Here is a 23,894-nt window from a genome sequence, read left to right on the forward strand (position 1 = left end):
AAAAAGACGGGAGGCGACGCACGCGGCGCCGCCTCCCAGGAGGGGTTCGATGAAACCGGTTACAGCGATGGCACGCGAAAAGCGTGTTGGGCGCCGCGGGGAAAAGGGAAACCGCTCAGCCATGCGCGGGAATACGCGCGGCGGTGGTGGCGCGTGCGATCAGCGCGGGCTCGTGCAGCTCGATCGGCGCGCCCAGGCCCTTGCCCTCCAGCATGTCGATCAGCCGCGAGACCGCGCGCGCGCCGATCTCGGCGATACGCACCTCGATCGTGGTGAGCGCGAGGTAGCGCGCCAGCGGCACGTCGTCGAAGCCGGCCACCGCGATGTCCTCCGGCACGCTTTTGCCCGCCTGGCGCAGCGTGTGGAGGCAGCCGATCGCCATCATGTCGTTGGCCGCGAACACCGCGTCGCACGGTTCGTCGCTCTCGATGATATCGCGCGCCGCGGCTTCGCCCGCCTCCTCGTTGAAGTCGCCCGCGATGATCCGCACCGGCATGTCGGGCGCCAGCTCGGCCAGCGCGTCGCGGAATCCCTGCAGCCGCTCGCGCGCGTCGACATTGCCCTCCGGCCCGGCGATGTGGACGATGTGGCGATAGCCGTTGGCGAGCAGGTGCCGCACCATCGCCTGCGCGCCCGCGCGATTGTCGAGCCGCAGCGACGGCCGCGACGTGACTTCGCCCGGCGCATTGATCAGCACGGCGGGCAGCGCCGCCGGCAGCGCGCGCTCCAGCGATTCCAGCGGGATGTGCGGCGCCATCACCAGCAGCCCATCGACGCGCCCGCGCATCGCCCGTAGCGCCACCGCGGCCTGCTCGCTGTCGTCATGCATGTTGGAGAGCAACAGCAGATAGCCGCGCCGGCTCGCCTCGCGGTCCATGCCGCGCACGCATTCGGAGAAGAACTCGCCGTGCAGGTCGGGCAGCACCACGCCGATCGCGCGGGTACGCGCGAGGCTCAGGCTGCGCGCGCCGGCATGGGGGACGTATCCCAGCTCCTTGGCGGCGGCCACGATCCGCTCGCGCGTTTCGCCGCGGACATTGTTGAGGCCGTTCAGCGCGCGTGACACGGACGCGACCGAAACTTCGGCGCGGCGTGCGACATCGCGGATCGTGGCCTCGCCCATTTTGCTCCTGCTCCCGGTCTCACGCATGCCCTCTACGTTTCAGACCGCGAGGGCGATTGCAATCCTCGCCCGTCAGGAGCTATGTAACCGGTTACGGGACACCGCAACAAGCAAAAAAGGTTGCGTGCGCGGTGCCCGTGAGTCGCTTGCCGCGCCGGGTTGGGGCGCGCCCATCCGGGAGAGGAATGAAATGCTCGACACCAAGATTTCGCGACGCGCGGCGCTGCTGGGTGCAGGCGCGGTTGCGGCTTGGGTCTCCAGCCCGGCCCGCGCGCTGCTTCAGGCTGCCGCGGCGCTGCCGGTGCCCGCCTTCGTCGACGGACTGATCGCGAAGATGACCCTGGCCGAGAAAGCCGGCCAGCTCACGTTGATGCCCAGCGCCTGGGGCGGCGGCGTCGCGACGCAGCTCAATCCGCCGACCGACGGTCCCGGCTTCGAGCAGCAGCTCGAAGAAGTCCGCCAGATGCAGCTCACCGGCGTGTTCAACGGCAACGGCGCCGAGATGGCGCGCCGCATGCAGACCGTCGCGATGAAGGAATCGCGGCTCAAGATCCCGCTGCTCTTCGCCGCCGACGTGATCCACGGCCATCGCACGATCTTCCCGGTGCCGGTGGGCGAGGCAGCGAGCTTCGAACCCGACCTCGCTGAACGCACCGCGCGCATGGCCTCGTACGAAGGCGCCGCCTCCGGCATCGACTGGACCTTCGCGCCGATGGTCGACATCGCACGCGACCAGCGCTGGGGCCGCACGATGGAAGGCGCCGGCGAGGACGTGCATCTCGGCGTGCTGATGTCCGAGGCCCGCGTCCGCGGCTTCCAGCGCCCCGATCTCAAGGCGATCGATTCGATGATGGCCTGCGCCAAGCATTTCGCGGCCTATGGCGCCGCCGAGGCGGGGCTCGACTATAACACTGTCGACGTCTCGGAGCGCACGCTGCGCGAGATCTATTTCCCGCCCTTCCGCGCCGCGGTGAATGCCGGCGTGCTGTCGTTCATGGCCTCGTTCAACGAGATTTCGGGCATCCCCTCCACCGGCAACGAATGGCTGATGCGCGATGTCCTGCGCGGCGAATGGGGTTTCGAGGGCTTCGTGGTCTCCGATTACACCGGGGATATGGAGATGATCGACCACGGCTTCGCGAAGGATTCGCGCGAGGCTGCGAAGCTCGCCTTCCTCGCCGGCGTCGACATGAGCATGACCAGCGGCTTCTATCGCAAGCACCTTCCCGAGCTGGTCGAGGCGGGCGAAGTGCCGCAGGCGCGGCTCGACGATTCGGTGCGGAAGGTCCTCGCGATCAAGGCCGCGCTCGGGCTGTTCGACGATCCTTTCCGCCGCATTGATCTCAAGCGCGAAAAGGCCCGCTCGCGCACCAAGGCGGCGATCGCCCTCTCGCGGGAGGCGGGCCGCAAGTCGATCGTCCTGCTCAAGAACGAAGGCGACCTGCTGCCCTTGCCCAAATCGGGCAGGAAGATCGCGATCATCGGCCCGTTCGCGTCGGGCAAGCACGACCTCAACGGGCCCTGGGTGGTCTATGGCGGCCAGGAATATGCCGTCGATCTAGCCGAGGGCGTCCGCGCCGCCGTGACCGACAAGGACAGCGTCACCGTCACCGCCGGCTCGGGCGTCGAGGAAGCCATCCCCGGCGGGATCGATGCCGCCGTCGCCGCCGCGCGTGCGGCCGATATCGTCCTGCTTGCGATCGGCGAGAGCGAGAACATGTCGGGCGAGGCGCAGTCGCGTCCCGAGATCGTCGTCCCCGCGCCGCAACAGGCACTCGCCGAGGCAGTCGCCGCGGTCGGCAAGCCGGTGGTCGTCGTCCTCAAGAACGGCCGAGCGCTCGCGCTTCAGGGCGCCGTCGCCAACGCCCCCGCGATCCTCGTCACCTGGTTCCTCGGCACCGAGAGCGGCAACGCCACCGCCGATGTGCTGTTCGGCGACTACGGCCCCTCGGGTCGCCTGCCGAGCAGCTTCCCGCGCTCGCCGGGGCAGCAGCCTTATTATTATGCGCACAAGCCCACCGGCCGGCCCAATCCGTCGGACGACAAGCTCGAGCCGTACAAGGCGCATTATCGCGGCATTCCGAACAAGGCGCTCTATCCGTTCGGCCACGGCCTGACCTATGGCCGGATCGAATATTCGGGGCTCCAGGTCGCGCCCACCTTGGCATGGGACGGCGAGTTGACCGTCACCGCCACGATCACCAACCGCGGCACGCGCGCCGCGGAAGAGGTGGTCCAGCTCTACATCCACGATCGCGCGGCGAGCATCACCCGCCCGGTCCGCGAATTGAAGGCCTTCCGCAAGATCAAGCTCGCCCCCGGCGCGTCGGAGAGGGTGACCTTCAAGCTCAACCGCGCGCTGCTGCTCTTCTACGGCCGCGACGACAAGCCGACCGTCGAGCCCGGCACCTTCGACGTCTGGATCGCCCCCTCCGCCGAAGCGGAAGGCGTCCACGGCACATTCGAGCTGGTAAAGGGCTGACTAAGTCCCCCTCCCTTGCAGGGAGGGGAGTCAGTGAGTCCCCAAATCCTTCACGATCCGCGCGTGCGCGCCCTTGCCCAGCGGGTTGAGCAGCATCAGCCCGCAAGAAACCGCCAGCGCCGCCAGCGGCACCAAGGCGATGGTCCACCGCATCGCCGCCAGCGTCGCCGCGCTCTGCTGCACGTTCGCCACATAGCCGGCGCTGTCGAACCCGAGCCCGAGGATCGCCGTAGCCAGCCCGATCGCCACCCGCTGGAGCAACGCCGCCGCCCCGAACACGGCGCCTTCCACGCGCAACCCGGTCGCCTGTTCGCCATATTCGATCGTGTTGGGCAGCATCGCCCAGAAGGCGAAATGCAGCCCGACGATCAGCGCCTGCATGCCGACCAGGAACAGCTGCATCGCCACCGGCGTGTCGATATGCACCGCGGCGAACAGCGTCAGCCCGGCCATGCACGCGCTCGCCGCGACGAACCACAAGGCGCGCGTCCCCAGCCAGCGCTGCAGCAGCATCCACGCCGGCACCGCCACGGCGCTCACCACGCCCATCCACGCCAATGCGCTCTGACCGGCATCGTCGCTGCCGAGGAAATACTTGAAATAATAGAGCACCGATTTGTTGAGCACGGTCACCGCGACGATCATCGCCATCATCGCGAGGTTGAGCGTCACGAATGCCCGGTTGGCCAACAGGCTCGCCACGCTCGCGCGCACCGAGGGCGGGGCAGGGGCGGCGGGCACCGCATCCTCGCGATAGGTCGTGCCGACCAGCATCAATATCGCCGTACCCAGCGCCGCGAACAGTATCGCCGCCCACAAATAGCCCTGCGCCGCCGCCGCGCCGCCGCCGAGCCACATCCCGATCGGCACCGTCCCGCGCGCCACCACCACCCAGGCCAGCGTCCCGAACAGCATCCGCGCGCCCGCCACGAACGCCCGGTCGCGGCTGTCGACGCTGATCCGCGCGCCCATCGCCAGATAGGGCACGTTCAACGCGGCATAGGCTGTGCGGAACAGCAGATGTCCGATCACCACCAGCGCCAGCCCCGCGGCGCCGGTGCCCAGCGGCGCATAGGTCAGGATGCAGGCGAGGCCGAGCGGCACGCTGCCCATGATCAGCACGCGGCCATAGCCCCGTTTCGGCTGATGCCGGTCGGTCACCGCGCCCGCGACGAAATTGGCGATCCCGTCCCAGATCGATGCCGCGGTGTAGATCGCCGCCGCGGCCGTCATCGGCAATCCCAGCGCGTCGGTATAGTAGAACAGCAGGAAGAGCATGATGCTCTGCCAGTAGAGATTGAACGCAAAGTCCCCGAAGGCGAACAGGACGAGGCGCGCCTTCATGGGGAGCGCGCCCGTCACGTCACTATTCTCGTCATGCCGGACTTGTTCCGGCATCCACCGCGCCGCGCCGGAAGGGCTGCCACCTCGAGGCGAGTCGCCTGCCTCCCGGTGGACCCCGGAACAAGTCCGGGGTGACGAGAAGAGGGGATTTGCCGCGTGACCAATAGCTGCGCGCGGCTGACCGAAGCGCCGTCGTCCCAGCCTTCCACTGTCACGATCATCTCCTTCCACGGCGGGAGCGGCCCAGCCGCGCTCCGTCTGCCGCGATCGCGTAAGCCGATCAAGCAGTGCGGCTTTCCCAAGCTGCACCGATCCGTGTACCCAACACCCATGAAGACCATCGCCGATCCGGCCAACAGCCTGTCCCGCGGCCTCGCCGCGATCCGCACGCGCTTCCAGGTGCCGGAGGGCTTCCCGTCCGCGGTGCTCGCCGCCGCCGAAGCCGCCGCCCGCCGCGCCCCGACCGAGCATGTCGACCGCACCGATCGGCATTTCGTCACGCTCGATCCGGCCAGCGCCACCGATCTCGACCAGGCCTTCGCGATCGAGCCGAGCGGCACCGATCTGCTGCTCCATTACGCCATCGCCGACGTGGCGTGGTTCATCGCCGATGGCGACCCGCTCGATATCGAGGCATGGCGCCGCGGCACCACGCTCTATCTGCCCGATGGAAAGGCAGGCCTTTATCCCTCGATCCTCAGCGAAGGCGCGGCCAGTCTGTTGCCCGAAGGACCCCGGCCCGCAGTGATCTTCACTGTCCGCGTCGCGCCCGACGGCATGGTGCGTCTCGACGGTGCCGAGCGCGCCATCATCCGCAGCAATGCCAAGCTCGCTTATGACAGCGTCCGCGACGCCGATCTGCCGCCCGGTTTCGCCGAGCTGACCTCCCGTCTCCAGCACGCCGAGGCCCGCCGCGGCGCCGCCCGCGTCGATCCGCCCGAGCAGGAAGTCGCCGCGCGCGAGGATGGCGGCTTCGAACTGGTGTTCCGCCCGCGCCTCGTCTCGGAGGAGCGCAACGCCGCGCTGTCGCTCGCGGCCAATATGGCGATCGCGGACCTGCTCTCCGCACATAAGACCGGCCTGTTCCGCGTGATGGCCGAGCCCGACGACGCGGCCGTCGCGCGCCTCCGTCAGACCGCCATCGCCTTCGAACTGAACTGGCCGCCCATGGCGCCGCTCGCCCAGTTCGAGGCGACGCTCGACGGCGCCGATCCCAAACAGGCCGCCTTCATGCTCGCCGTCCGCCGCGCGGGGCAGGGCGCTTCCTATCAGCCATTTCAGCCGGACGTGGTGCCGTGGCACGCGGCGGTCGCCGCGACCTACGCCCATGCCACCGCGCCGCTCCGCCGCCTCGCCGATCGCTACGTCATTCGCGCCACGCTCGCCGTCGCCAATGGGCAGCCGGTCCCGGCGGCAGTGACCGAGGCGTTCGGGAAGCTCCCGGCGGTAATGGCGCGTGCGGATGCGATCGGCGGCCAGATCGATCGCGCCGTGATCGACCTGGCCGAGGCAGTGATGCTCCAGGGCAAGGAAGGGCAGGCCTTCGCCGCATTGGTCACCGACGCCGACGATCGCGGCGCCCGGATCCAGTTGCGCGATCTGCCCGTGGTCGCGCGGCTGGCGATGCCCGGCGCCGCGCCCGGCGACGCGATCACCGTGAAGTTGACGGAGGTCGATCCCGAACGGCAGCGGATCACGTTCGAGCCGGCCGCCTGAGCCTCACTCCAATTCCGCCAGACTCGCCGCGAGCGCGTCCTGCTGGAACGGCTTGGTCAGCCGCGGCAGATCGGGCGAGATCCCGTCGAGTTCGGCATACCCGAGAGCACGCACGGGACCGGATATCTCGCCCTGCTGCGGTCCGCATGCAACACCATCGGCCAAAACGCCCGAACATGAGAACGTTCTTGAGAACGTTCTTAATTCATGCTCTAACACACCTCGATGGAGCGACAGACTCCGGAAAAGAGGGGTGTTGGAAGGGAATGCGCATGCACGCGCAAGGCGTGCTGCCGTTCGTCTCGGCCAAGGATTGGACAGCGTTGTCAGCCTGAAAGCCGCCCCCGAAGCTTTGGTTTGTCCCCGTGAGATCGCGGTGACGAGGGGAGACGGGCGGCAATGATGTCGAATTCTGCGAGCGACGCGCATCGGCGCCGGCCGGCCGCCTGAAAAGAACGTCTGGAGCGACGGGGCGCGAAAGAACGCCCTGCCATGCAATTTGGGAGGAGCGAGAATGAATAAGGGGTTATCAGGGGTAATCGTCGGCCTGCTGGCCACCACCGCATTGGTGGCGCCGGCCTGGGCGCAGGAAGCGGTGCCGGCCGCGCCTGCCGTCCAGGACGATGCGCAGGGTGAGGAGATCGTGGTCACCGGCATCCGCGCCTCGCAACAGGCTTCGATCGACATCAAGCGCGCCGAGACCGCGATCGTCGACGCGATCTCGGCGGAGGACATCGGCAAGCTGCCCGATGTCACCATCGTCGATGCGCTGCAGCGCATCTCGGGCATCCAGATCCAGCGCAGCGCGGGCGAGGGCACCAACGTCAACATTCGCGGCCTGCCGCAGGTCATCACTCTGCTCAACGGCGAGCAGTATCTGAGCCCGGGCAATCTCGGCGAGGCACGTCCGAACCTCAACGACTTGCCCGCCCAGCTGATGAACAAGGTCCTCGTCTTCAAATCGAGCGACACTACCAACGCACTGTCGGGCATCTCGGGCACGATCGACTTGCGCACGCGCCGTCCGTTCGATCTGGACAAGGGTCTCACCGTCTCGGGCCAGGCCGAATATTCGCGCGGCGATTACACCAAGCAGAACGACTACCTGGTCAGCGGCCTGGTCGCATGGCACAGCGAGAATTTCGGCGTGATGGTCAGCGCGGTTAAGAGCAACTCGAACCTCGGCAACAACTATGCCGGCATCGCCGGCGGCCCCTTCGGCAACAACGATTGGGGCGGCGGCGGCGCCAACTGGATCGCACCGCACGGCTATGAATTCTTCAACCGTGTCGTCGAGCGCGATCGCCTCGGCATCAACGGTGCCGCGCAGCTCAAGTTCGGCGAAGGCTTCACGCTTACCGGCGAAGTCTTCCATACCGACTTCACCGAGCATAACCGCGCCGCGGGCATCAACATCTCGAACCGCTGGAGCGGTCTCGGCTGGACCAACCCGACCGTCTCGTCGGATTCCGGCCAGGTCGGCGGCAATGGCCAGCCCTGGCTCGACGTCGACGAATATGATCTCGACGTGTGGTGGCTGAACAGCTTCACCGTCAATCGCACCACCAAGTCGAAGGCGACCAACTACAACCTCCAGCTCGATTACGACAACGACAGCAACTTCAAATTCTCGGCGCGGGCGATGCGGGCGGATGCGAATTTCCGCAGCATCAACGGCCAGGTCCAGGGCGATCTGAGCAACTGGCGCCAGACAAATACCTTCACATTGTTCCGCGATCCGAACGACCCCACCCGCGGGCCCTTCTATCCGGCCAATATCGCGTCGCAATTCCCGGCGTCGCGCTACACCAACGGCGTGATTGGATCGAACGGCGGCCGCTATATCGATCCGAACCCGCTGGGCTATGGCCAGGATCCGCAGATCCATCTCGACATCAGCGGCGATCATCCGGTGCTCAGCGGCTTCAACAACCCGATCACCGGTGGCCTCGGCACGCGTCCGTTGACCGAGTATATGGCGAACCTCGACAGCTATGCGGTCGGCGCCTTTTCGTCGGAAGGCAATCAGGAGAACAATTCGGATCTCGGCGTCTTCCGGGCCGACGGCTCCTATGAGTTCGACGATGACGGGCTGTTCGGAGTGCTCAAGCGTGTCGATGTCGGCGTCCGCCGCAGCGATCGCAGCGTCCAGATCCGCGCCTTCCATCTCTTCTCGAATTTCTACGGCGGCAACGGCGCAACCGTGGCCGACGGCTGCGGCGCGCAGTGGAAGGCGATCGACGTGGTGATGAACCAGTCCGGGTGTCAGGCGGGCGAGATGGTGTCGAACCCCGCGTTCAATCCGGCCCTGCCGGTCAGCGCGACCAACCCGCAAACGGTGTTCCAGGGGTATACGGTCAATAAGCCGACCAAGCTCAATGCGTATAACAACGTCTATTTCCTCACCAATCTCGGTGGGGTGAGCTCGGGCATCCCCGGCTTCTGGGTCGCCGATCCGCGCGACTTCGACGATGCCAAGGCGTTCCACCAACGCGTGTTCGGGGGCGCCGACGAAGTCATCATCCCGGGGCGCACCTATGACGTCGATCTGGTCGAGGAGAGCGCATATGCCAACGCCTCGTTCGAGACCGGCATCTTCAGCGCGGTGATCGGTGCCAAGATCATCAACACCAAGCTGACGGTGAAGCAGAACATCACCGGCCCGACGCGCAGCTATGGCGATACCAATACCGACGAAGGCGATACCGTAACCCGGCGCAGCTACACCGATTTCCTGCCGGTGATTAACCTCAAGGCCGATGTGACGCCGAACCTGCGCCTGCGCGCATCGTTCGCCAAGACGATGATCCCGCTCGATCTGGGCAATTATGGCGGCGGCCTCACCATCTCGACTGCGGATTCGCAGGGGCCGACGCCGGCCAATCCGGATGCGGCGCCGCTCGGCGTCCGTCAGGTCACCGGCGCCAGCTCGAGCGGCAACCCGTACCTGAATCCGTGGCGCTCGAATAACTACGATCTCGCGGTCGAATATTATCTGGGCCGCGGCACGCTATTCAACGTCAGCCTGTTCAAGCTCGACATCAACAGCTTTGTGAAGACCGCCACCACCAATACCGGTCGCTTCCCGGATCAGGACGGCGTCATCCGTCGCACCGTTCCGGTGACGCAGCCGGCGCAGGGCGAGGGCGGTTCGCTGAAGGGCGTCGAGGTCGGGGCGAAGGTCTCGTTCAGCGACTTCGTCCGCGGCGGCATCCTCAGCAACTTCGGTATCGACGCGAACTACACCTATTCCGACAGCTCGCAGACCGACATCGGGCTCGATGGCGAACGCTTGCCCTTCCCGGACAACTCCAAGCATCAGGTCAATCTGATCGGCTGGTACCAGGACGATCTGCTACAGGTTCGTGTGGCGTACAGCTATCGCACGCCGCGCCTTTCGACGACCTTCGGCAATATCCCGATCTTCCAGGATACCGCGCAATATGTCGACGCGAACGTGACGCTCAACATAAATGAAAATTTCGCGATCTACGGCAACGCGTCGAACGTCTTCGGCGAGATCGAGCGATACTACTTCCAGTTCGACGAGGACTCGAAGCAGTTCCACTCGCAGAACGAATTCGAGCCGCGTTACTCGGTGGGCGTCCGCGCCCGCTTCTAAAGAGCCAACCCTCCTGGGCCGGCGGTCTTCGGGCTGCCGGCCCATTTTTCGCGGTTTCGCTTGCGATACCGCTACCAAAAAGATCAGATGTTCCGATGACGGACCGGGGTAGGGCAGAGCGAGCGATCGAACGGGTCGTCATCGTCGGCGGCGGAACCGCGGGCTGGATGGCCGCGACGGCGCTTTCGGCGCATCTCGCCGGCACCGGCGTCAAGATAACGCTCATCGAAAGCTCGGACATCGGCACCATCGGCGTCGGCGAGGCGACGATCCCCACCATCCGCCGCTTCTACGCCCAGCTCGGCATGTCCGATGCCGAGGTTATGCAGGCGTGCGAGGCGACCGCGAAGTTCGGCATCCGCTTCGTCGACTGGCTTCGCGACGGCCAAAGCTTCGTTCACCCCTTCGGCCGCTACGGGCAGGATCTGAAGGGAGTCGACTTCCACCATTACTGGCTCACGGCACGCGCCTCGGGCGACGCCGCGCCGCTCGGCGACTATTCGCTGGGCGCGCTGCTCGCAGGTTCCGGCCATGCGACGCTGCCCGCACCGAACCCCGGCTCGCAACTCGGCATCTTCGATTGGGCGCTGCATTTCGACGCCGCCTTGTTTGCGCAGCACATGCGCCGGTTCGCCGAGAAGCAGGGTGTCACGCGCCTCGATGCGCGTATTACCGACGTCAAACTGCGCGCGAATGACGGCTTCATCGAAGCGCTGACGCTCGACAGCGGCGTGGAGGTCGCCGGCGACCTGTTCGTCGATTGCTCGGGTTTCCGGTCGTTGCTGCTCGGCGAGACGCTGGGCGTAGCATATGAGGATTGGTCGCACTGGCTGCTCTGCGACGGTGCCTTTGCGGTACAAAGCGAGCGGGCAGGGCCGCCGCCTTCCTGCACCACCGTCACCGCGCGCACCGCCGGCTGGCAGTGGCGCATCCCGCTGCGCGCGCGCGAAGGCAATGGCATGGTCTTCTCCAGCCGCTTCCAGACCGATGACGACGCCCGCGACGAACTGCTGGCGAAAATTCCCGGCAAGCCGACGATGGAGCCCCGTCGCCTGCGCTTTACTCCCGGCCGTCGCGCAGTCGCATGGGCGAAGAACTGCGTCGCCCTCGGCCTCGCCTCGGGGTTCTTGGAGCCGCTGGAATCGACCAGCATCGCGCTGATCGAGACCGGCATCGAACGCCTCAAGGCTTTGTTTCCGGACAAGGATTTCGATCCCGCGGTCGTCGCCGAATATAATGAGCAGTCGGCCGAGGAAATCGAACGCGTCCGCGATTTCCTCATCCTGCATTACAAGCTGAACGGACGCAGCGACGCTTTCTGGCAGGCCTGTCGCGACATGACGGTCCCGGACACTTTGAAGCGGAAGCTGGAGCTATGGCGTGCCCGCGGCGCCTTTGCCCGTTATCGCTGGGAGATGTTTTCGCCCCCCAGCTGGCTCGCGATCTATGCCGGTTTCGAAGCCTTGCCCGATCGCTTCGACCCCGCCGTCGCCGCGGTCGATCCGGCACAGCTCACCCGCTCGCTCGAAGCCATGCGCCGCTCGCTTGCCGAGACGGTGGCCGACACGCCGACCCATCAGGAGTTCCTCGAGATCATGGACGGCGCGGCTGCAAAGGGGAGGGCGGCATGAGGGCCCCCGACGCGCTTCGGAAGATCTGCATCGTCGGCGGCGGCACCGCGGGCTGGATCGCCGCCGCGGTGATGGCGCATCACTTCAAGGGCAAGCTCTTCGAGATCGAATTGGTCGAGAGCGACGATATCGGCACGATCGGCGTCGGCGAATCCACCATCCCCCCCTTCATGGAACTGATCGCCAAGCTCGACATCAACGAGCAGGACTTCGTCCGTGCCACCCAGGCCAGCTTCAAGCTCGGCATCGAGTTCGAGGATTGGCACAGGAAGGGCGAGAGTTACTTCCACCCTTTCGGCGCGATCGGCCAGCAAGTCGAATTGAGCGAATTCTACCAATGCTGGCTCAAGGCCAGGCAGGGCGGTCAGCCCTTCGAGCTCCAGGATTTCGCCCCTGCCACGGCGATGGCGCGCACGGGCAAGTTCATGCTGCCCTTCAAGGCGCAGAAGACTCCGATCGGCGGCGCGGCCTACGCACTCCATGTCGACGCCAAGCGCGTCGCCCAGTTCCTTCGCGGCCACGCCGAGGATCGCGGAGTGAAGCGCATCGAGGGCATCGTCTCCGACGTGCGCCTCGACGATCGCGGCTTCGTCGACACGCTGGTGCTCAAGGACGGCCGCGAAGTCGGCGCCGACTTCTTCATCGATTGCTCGGGTTTCCGCGCGCTGCTGATCGAGAAGGCGCTCGGCGTCGGCTACCAAGACTGGTCTGAATGGCTGTTCTGTGACCGCGCGATCGCCGCACAGACGCGGAATGTCGGCCCGCCACGCCCCTATACGCTCGCCCAGGCGCAGGACTTTGGCTGGCGCTGGCGCATCCCGCTCCAGCATCGCACCGGCAACGGCCACGTCTTCTGCAGCGAATTCCTGTCGGATGACGATGCGACTCGCATTTTACTCGACCAAATCGAAGGCGAAATCGTCGCCGGCCCGATGGTCGTCCCCTTCAAGACCGGCGTCCGCAAGCAAATTTGGCACAAGAACGTGCTCTCCCTGGGTCTCGCCTCGGGCTTCATCGAGCCGCTCGAATCGACTGCGATCCACCTGGTCTATCGCGGCATGGATTTCTTCTTCCGCTACCTGCCCGACCGCAACTGCGACCCGCGGCTCGCCGCCGAATATAACCGCCGCATGACCGCGGACTATATCGAGATCCGCGACTTCATCGTGCTGCACTATTGCGCCACCGAGCGTGACGACACGCCTTTCTGGCGCAAGTGCCGCGACATGATTCTGCCCGATAGCCTGCAGGCGCGGATCGAGCTGTTCCGCACCAATGGGGCGCTGCGCGAGGGGCTGGACGAATTGTTCCGCGCGGCGAGCTGGCATTCGGTACTGGAAGGGATGGGCATCCACCCGGCGACGTATCATCCGCTGGTCGATCGCATCGACGAAGCCTGGCTGTACGAAGCCATGGAGAAGGTCCGCGCGCAGCTCCGGCAGGTGGTCGAGACGCTGCCGACGCATCAGGAGTTCATCGACGCGCACTGCCGTGCGGATGCCGTTGATTTGGGCAAGCCGGCGCGCTGATGCAAAAGAAGGGTGCAATCACGATCAAGCACGTCGCGGCCGAGGCGGGGGTCTCGTTCCAGACCGTGTCGCGCGTCATCAACGACGGCCCCAACGTCACGCCCGCGATGCGCGAGCGGGTGATGAACGCGGTCAACAAGCTCGGTTATGTGCCGAGCCTGGCGGCGCGGCGGCTGGGCGGATCGCGCTCCTATCTGATCCTCGCCTTCAACGATCGCCGTCCGACGCTGGACGGGTGGGAGTCTCGGCGCGGCAACGACTGGGTCGATCAGATGCTGTATGGCGGCATGATCAAATGCGCCGAGCACGGCTATCGCATGCTGTTCGAACTGGTGGATTCTCATTCCGACGAACTCGAGACGCAGGTCCAGGCGGCGATCTCCGCGTTGCATCCCGATGGCGTGATCCTCACCCCTCCGCATAGCGACGATCCGCGGATCACCGAGCTCCTCCACCGCAATGGCCTGATCTTCGCCCGCCTCGGCTCGCGCCGCGAAGGGGAGGGCTTCGCGGTCTATATGGACGACGAGGCGGCGGCGCGCGCGGCGACCAAATATCTGCTCGATCTCGGCCACACCCGCATCGCTTATGTCGAAGGGCATCCGGAATATGCGATCAGCGGCGATCGTCTGCGCGGTTTTCGCGGTGCGATCGAAAGCCGCGGGCTGCAGATCCGCCCCGAATATCTCCAGCCCGGCGACTTCACCTATGAAGCGGGGCAGCGCGCGATGGCGGCGCTGGCGAAGCTCGATCAGCCGCCTACCGCGGTGCTCGCGAGCAGCGACGAGATGGCATTGGGCGTGCTGCATGCTGCTGCGCCGCTTGGATTTTCCGTGCCGGGGGAGCTTTCGATCGTCAGTTTTGACGATACGCCGACCGTGCGAATGAGCGTGCCTTCGCTGACCGCGATACGGCAGCCGATCGCGGCGATGACCTCCAAGGCCGCGGAGCTACTAATCCAAGCCAAAATCAAGGGGTTGGAGGGCAATAGCCGCCATTTGCTGCCCTTCGATTTCATCGTCCGCGATTCGACTGCGCCGCCGCGTTGACGGGGAACAAGTACACGCCGATGTTGACACTTCCATGCCCCCATCGTTCCCCGGCCGCGGCTTCATTGTCCTCTATGCGCTTGCCTATGCGGGGCTGTTCGTAAGTTTCATTCCGTTCGTCTCCGTATTGCTCCCGCTAAAGGTCACTGCGGTCGCCGACCCCGAACACCGCGTCGCGCTGCTCAGCGCCGCGGCGTTGGGCGGCGCGGCGGTGGCGAGCGTCGCCAACCTCGTCTTCGGCGCCCTCAGCGACCGAACCTATCGTCGGCGCGGCACGCGGCGGCCGTGGATCCTCGCCGGGCTGGGCCTGCTGATCCTCGCTTACGCCCTGTTCCACTGGAGCGCCGACGGCGCGTCGATGCTGGCGGCAGTGGCCCTGTTGCAAATCGCCATCAACATGATGTTCGCCCCGGTCGGCGCGATCATGGCCGACGAGGTTCCCGACGCGCAAAAGGGGCTGGTCGCCGGACTGATGGGCGCCGCGCACCCCTTTTCCTCGCTCGTCGCGGTCGGCGTGACGCTCCGCGGGCTCGGCCCGGAAGGTGTGCGCTACGCTTTGCTCTGCGCAGTGATCGCAATACTCGTTCTGCCGCTATTGCTATTCATTCGCGAGCGCCGCGACCCGCTTCCCGAGCCACCGCCCGCACTCCGCGTCCGCCGCCGCGCCGATTTCGCGCGCATCTGGATCGCGCGCATGCTCGTCCAGATCGCCGGCAACGGACTCGGCACTTATGGCCTGTTCTACTTCCTTGCCGTGCTGGGCGAGAAGATCCCCGACAAGAGGGGGGCGGAGGCGGCCAGCGAGGGAGTCGCGGCGATCTTCGCCGGCGTCACCATCGTGGCATTGCTGCTCACGATCGCCGCGGGCCGCCTCTCGGACCGGATGATGCGCCGGAAGCCGTTCCTCGCGGTCTCGTCGATGACGATGGCGGCGGGGCTGGCGATCATGGCCGCTGCATCGAGCTGGCCGGTGGCGACGCTCGGCTTCGGCGCCGCGATAGCGGGCATGTCGGTGTTCCTCGCGATGCAATCCGCGCTGGCGATGCAATTGCTGCCCTCGCCGGCCCATCGCGGCCGCGATCTCGGCATCCTCAACCTCACCAACACGCTGCCGGCGATGGTCGCGCCCTTGCTCGCGCTGGCCCTCAGCCCCGATCAGTTGGGCTATGCGCCGTGGCTGCTCGTCCTCGCGACCGGCGTGCTGGCAGGCGGCGGGGCGGCGATGACGATCAGGACGCAGAACTGAGCGCGCGGCCTTTTTCGGACAGGCTCCGGAAAGTGATCGACCAGCGCGGCACGTCCATCGGGGCGAGGCTGTGCTCCCAATCGTGCCGCACCTCGCCCGAGAGGTGATATACCGAACGGGGGGCGACCGGCGCGGCGAAGCGATCAAACCCGCCTGGGCGCCGCCGCCGAAACCGCATCACTGCCGGATTGCCCAGCGACACGCCGACGACGTGCTCGAACACCGGCCGATCCCTGTGCCAGCCGATCCCAGCGCCCGGATCGTAGCGGATCAGCAGTGCGTGGGCGAAGTCCCCGGCCGGGAGCCCGGCAAAGTCCGCCGCCTTTTCGCGCAGCGGGAGCAACCATTCGGGCAGCGGCGTGCCCATGGTGAAGGCTCCGTCATCGAAATCGTAGCGCCAGCCGAAGCTGGTCGTCAGCCGCTTGCCCAGCCAGCCCTGGAACCGGAACGGACTCAACTCCGCGGCATCCACGGCGGCGATCAGCAGCGCTTCCTCGTCCGGCGTGACGAGGTTTTCCGCATAGGCGAAACCGGGCAGCAAAGGGGCGCCGAACAGATCGGCTGCGGGAAGGGGCATTATAACATCCGTCTCAGGCCCGGATCGGTCCGGCCGAAGCCGGGCGGTAGAGCTTCAGGTGGGGCTTAAAACCAAACAGATTTTCCGATTGCAGTTAATGCAACGACGTTTCTTGTCGAAATCCGTTCCGAATCCGATCGATAGCGGTTGCAACGAACATCTTCCGGGCTTAGCGGTGCGCGCCGTGAAAGACCAAATGATTGCTGAGATTGACCGCGCGTCTCTGTTCCTCAAGGCGCTGTCGGGTCGGAGTCGCCTGTTGCTGTTGTGCCATTTGTGGGACGGCGAGAAGTCCGTTGGCGAGCTGGCGAGGCTCACCGGCGCGCGCGATACTGCCGTCTCGCAGCAGCTCGCCTTGCTTCGCCGCGAAGGCATGGTCAACGCGCGCCGCGCCGGCCAGATGATCTTCTATTCGCTGGCCAGCGCGGAGGCGAAGCGCATGCTCGAATCGCTTCACGACCTGTTCTGCGCGGAGCCGCTCGCCAGGGCGGCCGAGTAGAATCCTCGCGCGGCGCCGGCTCCGAGCCGGAGCTGCCACCAAGCCATCCAGGGCTCCGGCCTTCGCCGGAGCACCAGGTCGTATCGACATTCAACCTAAAACTCCCTCTCCCCTTGATAGGGGAGAGGATAGCGAAGCTTAGCGCTTTAGCGCCTAGCGTAGCTTGGAGAGGGGTAGAGCGGAGCGAAGCTCCGCCGGCCGCTTTGCGGCCGCACCCCCTCACCCAGCTTCGACTAAGGCCGCGCAGAAGTGCGCGACCCAAGTCTGCGCAACCCTCTCCCCCTTTCAGGGGGCGAGGGAAGTATGGCTGAATGTCGATACGCCCCATAGTAGCTGGCGTGCCTAGGGGGCCGCCGAGTAGAGCCGCTCGACATCCTCGCGCCGCGCGAGTTCCGAGCCGGGGGTGATCAGCGCCGCCGCGCCCGCGGCGACGCCGTAGCGCAGCGCCTCTTCGAGCGACTTGCCCGAGGCGAGGGCGAGCGTGATCCCCGCGACCATCGAATCGCCCGCACCCACCGCGCTGCCGGCCGGCACTTCGATTGCGGGCATCCGCAGCTCGACATCCTCGGCCACCAGCAACGCGCCGCGATCGCCGAGCGAGACCACGATCACATCGGCGAAGCCGCGGGCGAGCAACTCGCGCGCCGCCTCGCACTCCGCGGCCGCATCGGGCAGTTCGCGGCCGACCAGTTCCTGTACTTCGCGCAGGCTGGGCTTGATCAGAAAGGCGCAGCTGCCCTCGACCGCGGCCAGCGCGTCCCCCGAGGTATCGATCACCAGCCGCGCGCCGATCCGGCCGCACAATACGCAGAGTCGGCGGAAGATCTGGGGATCGCAATCGGGCGGCAGGCTGCCGCTCGCGATCACATAAGCGGGCGGGCCTTCGACTCCGCCTACTGTCTCGAGGATATGCTCCAGCTCCTCGTCGCTCAGCGACGGCCCGGGCAGCACGAAGCGATATTGCTCGCCGCTTTCTTCCTCGTCGACCGTGAAGCTTTCTCGCGTCGTGCCGGCGATGGGCACGGGGGCGATCGGCACGCCTGATTCGCGCAGCAGCTTCTCGAACGTCGTGCCGGACGATCCGCCGCAGGGAAACACCGCGGTCACTTCGCCGCCCAAAGCGTGGACCACGCGCGCCACGTTGATCCCGCCGCCGCCCGGCTCGAAGCGTGGCGGGGTGCAGCGCAGTTTGTGTGTCGGCCGGACGTTTTCGGTGCCGGTGAAGACGTCGAGCGCCGGATTGAGCGTCAGCGTTACGATTGCGGCCATGCGTCAGCGCCGCCGATCGAGCACCGCGCGCGCCGCGGGGACGATCAAGTCCAGCGGCCGGTTGACTCGCATCCGATGCCAGCCGGCAAGCTCGCCCACCGAAAGCCGCGATTGCTCGCGCACCACCTCGACGGTCGCGTCCGAAGCGTCGCCGTCGCGCGCGCTCACCCGGGCGATGCGATCGCGCTCGGGCGCCTCCAGCCAGAGGCCGGTGAACGGCACGCGGCGGCGCAGTGCGATCGCCTCCGCCACGTCGCGCTCGCTGCGGCTCAGGAACACGGCGTCGAGGATCACCGAATTGCCGCAGGCGATGTGATCGTCGGCGGATTCGAACAATGCCTCATAGGTCTCCTCATCGCTGTGCCGCGTGTAATGCGCGGGCGGAAGGCGCGTCTCGGGCGCCAGCCCCGCCAGGCGCTTGCGGAACACATCGGATCGCAGAACGCGCGCGCCCGGCATTCGGCCCAATCGCGCGCCGAGCAATCGCGAAAGCGTGGACTTGCCCGTGCCCGAGAGCCCGCCGATCGCGACGAGGCGCGGCGGATAGGGCGCGAGAGCGGATTCCGCCAGCGCAGCATCGCCGGCTTCGGTGGCGCGCAACGACAGCAGCAGCGGCAGCGTGGCCCAGCCCGTCGCGCCCTGGGGCTCGACGTCGAGATAGCGATTGGCGAGGATATTGGCTTCGGTAGCGAGGCCGCGCTGCACCAGCTGGAGCAAGTGGCCGGCGAGGTCGAACAGGATATCCTCGGGCGCGCCGTCCTGCAGTTGCCGCACGCGTTTGGCGGTGTTGCGGCGGCGAAGCAGCGGAAGCTGGCGAGACAGCTCGCGGCGCTGGGCGTCCGACTTTGCGAGCCGTTCGATCCGCGCCAGCAACGCGGCACCGTCCCCCGGCGCCGCGCGCGCATGGGCGGCTGCCAGCGCACCGGCGAACGTATGCAAGGCGGACGCGTCGAGCCCACCTTGCTCGAGCAGGATTTCGAACGGAACACTCACTGTCGCCTGCGCCGCGGCCATTGCCGGCTCTCCCTTGCGCACCCCTTAATCGTGCTTCGCCGCCCTAGCACCGCTTTTCTGAACGGGAGCCACAATGCGTTCAAGCCGGCCGCATCGCGGCCGCGGCGAAACGCTTGGCGAACACGCCATGCAGCGGCTTGGGGCGGAACTTCTCGTCATAGGGTGTGGCGCGCTGATAGCTGCGATCGGCCCGCGGGCTGAAGCCGTTCAGCCAATTATATTTGTCGCACATCCCCCAGACGAGCACGTCCCTGAGCTGCGGATAGGCGAACATGATTTCCAGATAGGCATCGGCATAAGCGGCGACCGCCGCGTCGCGGCTCCTGACATCACTCGGCAACTGCTTGTCGTTGACGTCGAACTCGGTGATCAGCAGCTTGTAGCCCATCGCCACCACGGCATCGAGGAAGGCGCGCCATTCGCCTTGCTGCCGGCGCACGGCGCCGCGAAGGTCACCGCCGGGGACGCCGATATGCGACTGCACGCCCAGTGCGTCGACCGGCACGTTGCGCTTGCGGAAGCCTTCGAGCAGCCGGAGCACGCCGGCGCGATGCTTCTCATTGCCGGGCTCCCAGCTCATGTAATCGTTGTAGACCAGTTGCGCCTTGGGGGCGTGTTCGCGCGCGGTGTGGAAGGCGAAGTCGACCATCGCGTCGGCGTCGCCGAACGCTTTGGAGAGCGAAGTCTCGCGCTGCAGTCCGGCCTTCTCGTCGATCGTCTCGTTGACCACGTCGAAGCTGACGATGCGGTCGCCATAGAGCCGGCAGAGCGTGCGGATATGGTCGGTCAGCAGATGCTCGCCCTTGGCGCGGGGGCTGGCGCCGAAATCATACTCGTTGAGCCATTTCGGGAAGAACTGGCTCTTGTGCCACAGCAAGGTGTGGCCGCGCATCGCCATGCCCTTCGCCTCGGCATGTTCGAGCATGTCGGCGAAGCGCGTGACGTCGAACTTGACCGGATCGGGGCGCAGCCGCTGCCACTTGAACTCGTTTTCGGGCACGAGGATGCCGCAGTCGCGCTCGAGCAAGGCCGCGTAATTGGGGTTGGCGAAGGATCCCGCGTCGGCGCCCGGCGGACTCCATGCGAAGCACGAGCCGAAGCGCATACCCTTTGCCTTGGCGAGCGCGTTGAGCGATGCCGGCGCCTCGGCGAATGCGGGCGTCGCGACCGCGCAGGCCGCGGCGGCGGCGAGTATCTCGCGGCGCGTCAGTCGCGTCATTCTGTCCTCTCCTCAACTACCGGCCGTCACCACTGCCGCGACGGATTAATTCTCAATTCCTCCCTCGCGAAGCGGGGGAGGGGGACCAGCGAAACTGGTGGAGGGGGCTTGGCCGCGAGCGGCATCGCTTGTGGCCAGGCCCCCTCCGTCGCCTTCGGCGCCACCTCCCGCGGTTCCCGGGGGAGGAATTGAGCGCGGGCTGGTAGCGCTACCATGGCCAAGCTGCTACCGACAAGTCAACGTTCGGCGTAAAGACCGGGACGGTGAGAGGATGAATATGCGGCTTCTGCTTGGTTTCCTGTTGCTTCTACTGAGCGTCGCGCCGCCTGCCGCGGCGCGCGGCGAGACCGGCTATGATTTGTGGTTGCGCTATCAGCCGCTCGAATTCAGGCAGCGCGAAGTCGTTCAGCAGACCGCGAAATATCTCGTCGTGCAAGGGAGCAGTCCGACTCTCGCCGCCGCTACGGAGGAATTTCGCCGGGGGATGCACAGCCTGTTGGGCGGGTACGGCTTCGGAGTGGCAGGATCGGCGCTGCGCGACGGCGCGGTCGTCATCGGTACGCCGCAGAACTCGCCGATCATCGCATCGCTCGGGCTGAAGCTGGCCGCGATCGGGCCCGAGGGATATCTGATCCGCAGCGCGCGGTCGGCCGAGGGCACGCGCATCACCGTCATCGCCGCGAACCAGGATATCGGCGTGCTGTACGGCGTCTTCGCGTTCCTGAAGCGTGTCCAGTTGGGCCAGCCGCTCGACGATCTCGACATCTCCGATGCGCCGAAGCTCAAGGTCCGCGTGCTCAATCACTGGGACAATCTCGATCGCCATGTCGAGCGGGGCTATGCCGGCCAGTCGATCTGGGATTGGCAGAAGCTGCCGGGCTACAAGGATCCGCGCTATACCGATTATGCCCGGGCCAATGCCTCGATCGGGATCAACGGCACGGTCCTCACCAACGTCAACGCCAATGCCGACGTGCTCCGGCCCGAATGGCTGGAGAAGGTCAAGGCGCTGGCGGACGTGTTCCGGCCCTATGGCATCAAGGTCTATCTGACCGCCCGCTTCTCGGCGCCGATCGAACTGGGCGGGCTCAGAACCGCCGATCCGCTCGACCGCCAAGTCGCGGCCTGGTGGAAGGCCAAGGTCGACGAAATCTACCGCGTCATTCCCGATTTCGGCGGGTTCCTCGTCAAGGCGAACTCCGAAGGCCAGCCCGGCCCGGCCGATTACAAGCGCAGCCATGCCGAGGGCGCGAACATGTTCGCCGATGCGCTGGCCCCGCATGGCGGCGTGCTGATGTGGCGCGCCTTCGTCTATGCCGCCGAGAACCCCGACGACCGCCACAAACAGGCCTATGCCGAGTTCCAGCCGCTGGACGGCAAGTTCCGCGACAATGTCCTCGTCCAGGTCAAGAACGGCGCGATCGACTTCCAGCCGCGCGAGCCCTTCCATCCGCTGTTCGGCGCGATGCCGAAGACGCCGCTGATGATGGAATTCCAGATCACCAAGGAATATCTCGGCTTCGCGACGCACCTCGCTTACCTCGGCACGATGTGGGAGGAAGCGCTCGAGGCCGACACCTTCCGCCCGCGCAAGGGCACGACCGTCGCGAAAATACTCGCCACGCCCGTGGAGCCCGGCGCGGCGACCGGCATGGCGGGAGTCGCCAATATCGGCAGCGACATCAACTGGTCGGGCTCGCAATTCGATCAGGCGAACTGGTACGCGTTCGGCCGCTTCGCCTGGGACCCCGAAGCCAAGGCCGAGGACATCGCCCGCGACTGGGCGGCGCTGACCTGGGGCAACGACCCTGCGGTAACCGGGCCGATCGTCAACATGATGATGGGATCGCGCGAAGCGGTGGTCGATTACATGACGCCGCTCGGGCTCGGCCATCTGATGGCCACCGGCCACCATTATGGCCCGGGGCCATGGGTCTCCGACCTCGCTCGCCCCGAATGGAACCCGGTCTATTACCACAAGGCCGATGCGGCCGGGATCGGCTTCGATCGCACGCGGACCGGCACCGACGCCGTCGCGCAATATGCCCCCGAAGTCGCCGCGCAGTTCGGCGACCTCAAGCGTGTGCCGGAGAAGTTCCTGCTCTGGTTCCATCATGTCCCCTGGACCTACCGAACGGCCTCGGGCCGGAATGTCTGGGACGAGCTGGTCACGCGCTACGATCGCGGCGTCGCTGCCGTGGCGGCGATGCAGGGCGAATGGAACCGGCTCGAGGGCAAGGTCGACGCGCGCCGCTGGGCCGAGGTCCGCGACTTCCTCGCGATCCAGCGGCAGGAGGCGCAGTGGTGGCGCGACGCCTCGATCGCCTATTTCCAGTCGGTTTCGAAACGTCCGCTCCCCGCCGGCCACGCCGCGCCGCCGCACGATCTGGAGTATTACAAGGCGATCCGGACGCCGTACGCGCCGGGGAGCGGGAAGTAGCGTCCCCGCTTGCGCAGGACATTCACGGCCGCTGTAGGCCGCGGGCCAGATAGGCCTTGATGTACGCCCTGAGCTGCGGCGTCGGCTCGCCCATCACGCTGCGATGCTCGGGTGCGAGATGCGCCACGGGGTCGCCGTGGTGCCTGAAGACGAAGGTGTCGAACATCGCCTCCCACGCCGCACGCCGCTCGGCGGGGAGGTGTCCGATCGCCAGCGCCGCGTGCACCATCGCATCGAAGCGCGCCGCCGCGTCGGGTGAATCGTTCCACCAGTAATTGACGAGGACATTGAACGGCGCCAGCGCCTCGACCTGGTGCCACCACAAGGCCGGGATGTAGATCGCGTCGCCGGGTTCGAGCTCCGCGGTCATTGCTGCCGCCAGCGCTTCGCGGAAGCCCGGGAAGCGTTCGAAATCGGGGGCGTTCAGCTCGACCATGCTCGTCGGCTGCCCCGCCACGGTGCGGTCGAGCGGGCCCACGTAGAGATTGTGGATCTGGTCGGGCGGAAACAGAGTGAAGCGCCGCCGCCCCGCGACCACGCAGGCGACATTATCGGAGACGTCGAAATGCGTGGAGATGATCGAGCGGTTGCCGAGCCAGATCCGCGGCGGCGCGTCGAGCCCGGCGAGCAGAGGCAGAGGATTGGCTTCGGCGAACCCAGGAAGCATCTCCGCGGTCTCCAGCGCTCCGGCATAGACCGACGGCGCGGCCTGCTTGCCGACGATCCCCAGCAGATAACGCAGCAACTCGCCGAAGCCGCCGCGCCGCCGCTCGAAATTGAACCCGGTCATGTCGGCTGAGTAGAAGAAGCGCCCGCCGATTTCGGGCAGGCCTACGAACGCTTCCGCCGCCGCGCCGCGATCGAAGCGCAGCAGATGTTCCGCCACCGCCTCGGTCGATTGGAGGGCGGCCGTCACTGCGGGCCAGTCGCGCACGAGCCCACGGATCACTACTGGGGTGTAGCTGCCGACGATCTCTTCCCGGAACGCCGCGGGAGTGGGTACTTCGATCTCGCGGATGGGGACGGGTGAGGGGGGCATTCGTCTTCTTAGCTGTCGTTCGTTGCAGAGCCAATTTCCGTCACCCCCGCTTTCGCGGGGGGTGACGAAGAAGGATGGATTCTGGCAAAAAAAAT

At 66.4% G+C, this 23,894-nt stretch carries 16 protein-coding genes; 9 read left to right on the forward strand and 7 right to left on the reverse strand.

Features of this window, described 5'->3' with window-relative positions; translation table 11 throughout:
• Nucleotides 1–115: 115 nt before the first annotated feature.
• On the reverse strand, nt 116–1,150 hold the full coding sequence (locus ASE13_RS16265; protein WP_414885428.1) for a LacI family DNA-binding transcriptional regulator: 1,035 nt from the start codon (nt 1,148–1,150) through the stop codon (nt 116–118).
• A 163-nt stretch (nt 1,151–1,313) separates the two neighbouring features.
• Between ASE13_RS16265 and ASE13_RS16270 the strand changes: the two genes are divergently transcribed.
• Nucleotides 1,314–3,605, forward strand: coding sequence for a glycoside hydrolase family 3 N-terminal domain-containing protein (locus ASE13_RS16270; protein ID WP_056618464.1), 2,292 nt, complete (start codon nt 1,314–1,316; stop codon nt 3,603–3,605).
• A gap of 30 nt (nt 3,606–3,635) precedes the next feature.
• Here the strand turns inward: ASE13_RS16270 and ASE13_RS16275 are convergent, their stop codons facing one another.
• Nucleotides 3,636–5,003 carry an MFS transporter gene (locus tag ASE13_RS16275; RefSeq protein WP_056618467.1) on the reverse strand — a complete coding sequence of 456 codons (1,368 nt, stop codon included), beginning with the start codon at nt 5,001–5,003 and terminating at the stop codon, nt 3,636–3,638.
• A 276-nt stretch (nt 5,004–5,279) separates the two neighbouring features.
• On the opposite strand from ASE13_RS16275, the gene ASE13_RS16280 reads away from it, so the two are divergent.
• The 6 genes from ASE13_RS16280 (at nt 5,280) to ASE13_RS16305 (ending at nt 15,742) form a co-directional block, all read left to right on the forward strand.
• Nucleotides 5,280–6,665 (forward strand): RNB domain-containing ribonuclease, encoded by a 1,386-nt coding sequence (locus ASE13_RS16280; RefSeq protein WP_056618471.1) that lies wholly within the window; start codon nt 5,280–5,282, stop codon nt 6,663–6,665.
• 514 nt (nt 6,666–7,179) lie between these two features.
• Nucleotides 7,180–10,287, forward strand: coding sequence for a TonB-dependent receptor (locus ASE13_RS16285; protein ID WP_056618472.1), 3,108 nt, complete (start codon nt 7,180–7,182; stop codon nt 10,285–10,287).
• A gap of 95 nt (nt 10,288–10,382) precedes the next feature.
• Nucleotides 10,383–11,918 (forward strand): tryptophan halogenase family protein, encoded by a 1,536-nt coding sequence (locus tag ASE13_RS16290; protein WP_056618475.1) that lies wholly within the window; start codon nt 10,383–10,385, stop codon nt 11,916–11,918.
• Nucleotides 11,915–13,447 carry a tryptophan halogenase family protein gene (locus ASE13_RS16295; RefSeq protein ID WP_056618479.1) on the forward strand — a complete coding sequence of 511 codons (1,533 nt, stop codon included), beginning with the start codon at nt 11,915–11,917 and terminating at the stop codon, nt 13,445–13,447. The genes ASE13_RS16290 and ASE13_RS16295 overlap by 4 nt, the downstream gene beginning before the upstream one ends.
• The gene (locus tag ASE13_RS16300; RefSeq protein ID WP_056618482.1) at nt 13,447–14,496 is read left to right on the forward strand and encodes a LacI family DNA-binding transcriptional regulator; all 1,050 of its coding nucleotides are present in this window, start codon (nt 13,447–13,449) and stop codon (nt 14,494–14,496) included. The genes ASE13_RS16295 and ASE13_RS16300 overlap by 1 nt, the downstream gene beginning before the upstream one ends.
• A 34-nt stretch (nt 14,497–14,530) precedes the next feature.
• Nucleotides 14,531–15,742, forward strand: a complete 1,212-nt coding sequence (locus ASE13_RS16305; protein WP_056618484.1) for an MFS transporter — start codon at nt 14,531–14,533, stop codon at nt 15,740–15,742.
• Here the strand turns inward: ASE13_RS16305 and ASE13_RS16310 are convergent.
• A complete protein-coding gene (locus tag ASE13_RS16310) occupies nt 15,726–16,319 on the reverse strand; it encodes an alpha-ketoglutarate-dependent dioxygenase AlkB (protein WP_056618488.1) in 594 nt (197 codons plus the stop codon). The two genes, ASE13_RS16305 and ASE13_RS16310, sit on opposite strands and share 17 nt — an antisense overlap.
• A gap of 196 nt (nt 16,320–16,515) precedes the next feature.
• On the opposite strand from ASE13_RS16310, the gene ASE13_RS16315 reads away from it, so the two are divergent.
• Nucleotides 16,516–16,818 carry an ArsR/SmtB family transcription factor gene (locus ASE13_RS16315; RefSeq protein ID WP_056618998.1) on the forward strand — a complete coding sequence of 101 codons (303 nt, stop codon included), beginning with the start codon at nt 16,516–16,518 and terminating at the stop codon, nt 16,816–16,818.
• 342 nt (nt 16,819–17,160) lie between these two features.
• On the opposite strand, the gene ASE13_RS16320 is transcribed toward ASE13_RS16315, so the two are convergent.
• The 3 genes from ASE13_RS16320 to ASE13_RS16330 all read right to left on the reverse strand — a co-directional run bounded on the left by ASE13_RS16320 (nt 17,161) and on the right by ASE13_RS16330 (nt 20,320).
• Nucleotides 17,161–18,087 (reverse strand): 1-phosphofructokinase family hexose kinase, encoded by a 927-nt coding sequence (locus ASE13_RS16320; protein ID WP_056618491.1) that lies wholly within the window; start codon nt 18,085–18,087, stop codon nt 17,161–17,163.
• Between the two features lie 3 nt (nt 18,088–18,090).
• On the reverse strand, nt 18,091–19,101 hold the full coding sequence (locus ASE13_RS16325) for an AAA family ATPase (protein ID WP_056618494.1): 1,011 nt from the start codon (nt 19,099–19,101) through the stop codon (nt 18,091–18,093).
• 79 nt (nt 19,102–19,180) lie between these two features.
• Nucleotides 19,181–20,320 (reverse strand): endo-1,4-beta-xylanase, encoded by a 1,140-nt coding sequence (locus ASE13_RS16330; protein WP_056618497.1) that lies wholly within the window; start codon nt 20,318–20,320, stop codon nt 19,181–19,183.
• A gap of 271 nt (nt 20,321–20,591) precedes the next feature.
• On the opposite strand from ASE13_RS16330, the gene ASE13_RS16335 reads away from it, so the two are divergent.
• The gene (locus ASE13_RS16335; protein ID WP_056618500.1) at nt 20,592–22,760 is read left to right on the forward strand and encodes an alpha-glucuronidase family glycosyl hydrolase; all 2,169 of its coding nucleotides are present in this window, start codon (nt 20,592–20,594) and stop codon (nt 22,758–22,760) included.
• Between the two features lie 22 nt (nt 22,761–22,782).
• On the opposite strand, the gene ASE13_RS16340 is transcribed toward ASE13_RS16335, so the two are convergent.
• Entirely contained in the window at nt 22,783–23,799 is a 1,017-nt protein-coding gene (locus tag ASE13_RS16340) for a cupin-like domain-containing protein (protein ID WP_056618503.1), read from the reverse strand.
• Nucleotides 23,800–23,894: the final 95 nt, after the last annotated feature.

The sequence above is a fragment of the Sphingomonas sp. Root241 genome, assembly GCF_001428865.1.
In the GTDB taxonomy this organism is placed as follows: Bacteria; Pseudomonadota; Alphaproteobacteria; order Sphingomonadales; family Sphingomonadaceae; genus Sphingomonas.

Excerpts from the sequence above, each read along its gene's own strand:
- ASE13_RS16265 (WP_414885428.1), bottom strand. The coding sequence starts at position 1,150 with ATGCGTGAGACCGGGAGCAGGAGCAAAATGGGCGAGGCCACGATCCGC.
- ASE13_RS16270 (WP_056618464.1), top strand. The coding sequence starts at position 1,314 with ATGCTCGACACCAAGATTTCGCGACGCGCGGCGCTGCTGGGTGCAGGC.
- ASE13_RS16275 (WP_056618467.1), bottom strand. The coding sequence starts at position 5,003 with ATGCCGGAACAAGTCCGGCATGACGAGAATAGTGACGTGACGGGCGCG.
- ASE13_RS16280 (WP_056618471.1), top strand. The coding sequence starts at position 5,280 with ATGAAGACCATCGCCGATCCGGCCAACAGCCTGTCCCGCGGCCTCGCC.
- ASE13_RS16285 (WP_056618472.1), top strand. The coding sequence starts at position 7,180 with ATGAATAAGGGGTTATCAGGGGTAATCGTCGGCCTGCTGGCCACCACC.
- ASE13_RS16290 (WP_056618475.1), top strand. The coding sequence starts at position 10,383 with ATGACGGACCGGGGTAGGGCAGAGCGAGCGATCGAACGGGTCGTCATC.
- ASE13_RS16295 (WP_056618479.1), top strand. The coding sequence starts at position 11,915 with ATGAGGGCCCCCGACGCGCTTCGGAAGATCTGCATCGTCGGCGGCGGC.
- ASE13_RS16300 (WP_056618482.1), top strand. The coding sequence starts at position 13,447 with ATGCAAAAGAAGGGTGCAATCACGATCAAGCACGTCGCGGCCGAGGCG.
- ASE13_RS16305 (WP_056618484.1), top strand. The coding sequence starts at position 14,531 with ATGCCCCCATCGTTCCCCGGCCGCGGCTTCATTGTCCTCTATGCGCTT.
- ASE13_RS16310 (WP_056618488.1), bottom strand. The coding sequence starts at position 16,319 with ATGCCCCTTCCCGCAGCCGATCTGTTCGGCGCCCCTTTGCTGCCCGGT.
- ASE13_RS16315 (WP_056618998.1), top strand. The coding sequence starts at position 16,516 with ATGATTGCTGAGATTGACCGCGCGTCTCTGTTCCTCAAGGCGCTGTCG.
- ASE13_RS16320 (WP_056618491.1), bottom strand. The coding sequence starts at position 18,087 with ATGGCCGCAATCGTAACGCTGACGCTCAATCCGGCGCTCGACGTCTTC.
- ASE13_RS16325 (WP_056618494.1), bottom strand. The coding sequence starts at position 19,101 with ATGGCCGCGGCGCAGGCGACAGTGAGTGTTCCGTTCGAAATCCTGCTC.
- ASE13_RS16330 (WP_056618497.1), bottom strand. The coding sequence starts at position 20,320 with ATGACGCGACTGACGCGCCGCGAGATACTCGCCGCCGCCGCGGCCTGC.
- ASE13_RS16335 (WP_056618500.1), top strand. The coding sequence starts at position 20,592 with ATGAATATGCGGCTTCTGCTTGGTTTCCTGTTGCTTCTACTGAGCGTC.
- ASE13_RS16340 (WP_056618503.1), bottom strand. The coding sequence starts at position 23,799 with ATGCCCCCCTCACCCGTCCCCATCCGCGAGATCGAAGTACCCACTCCC.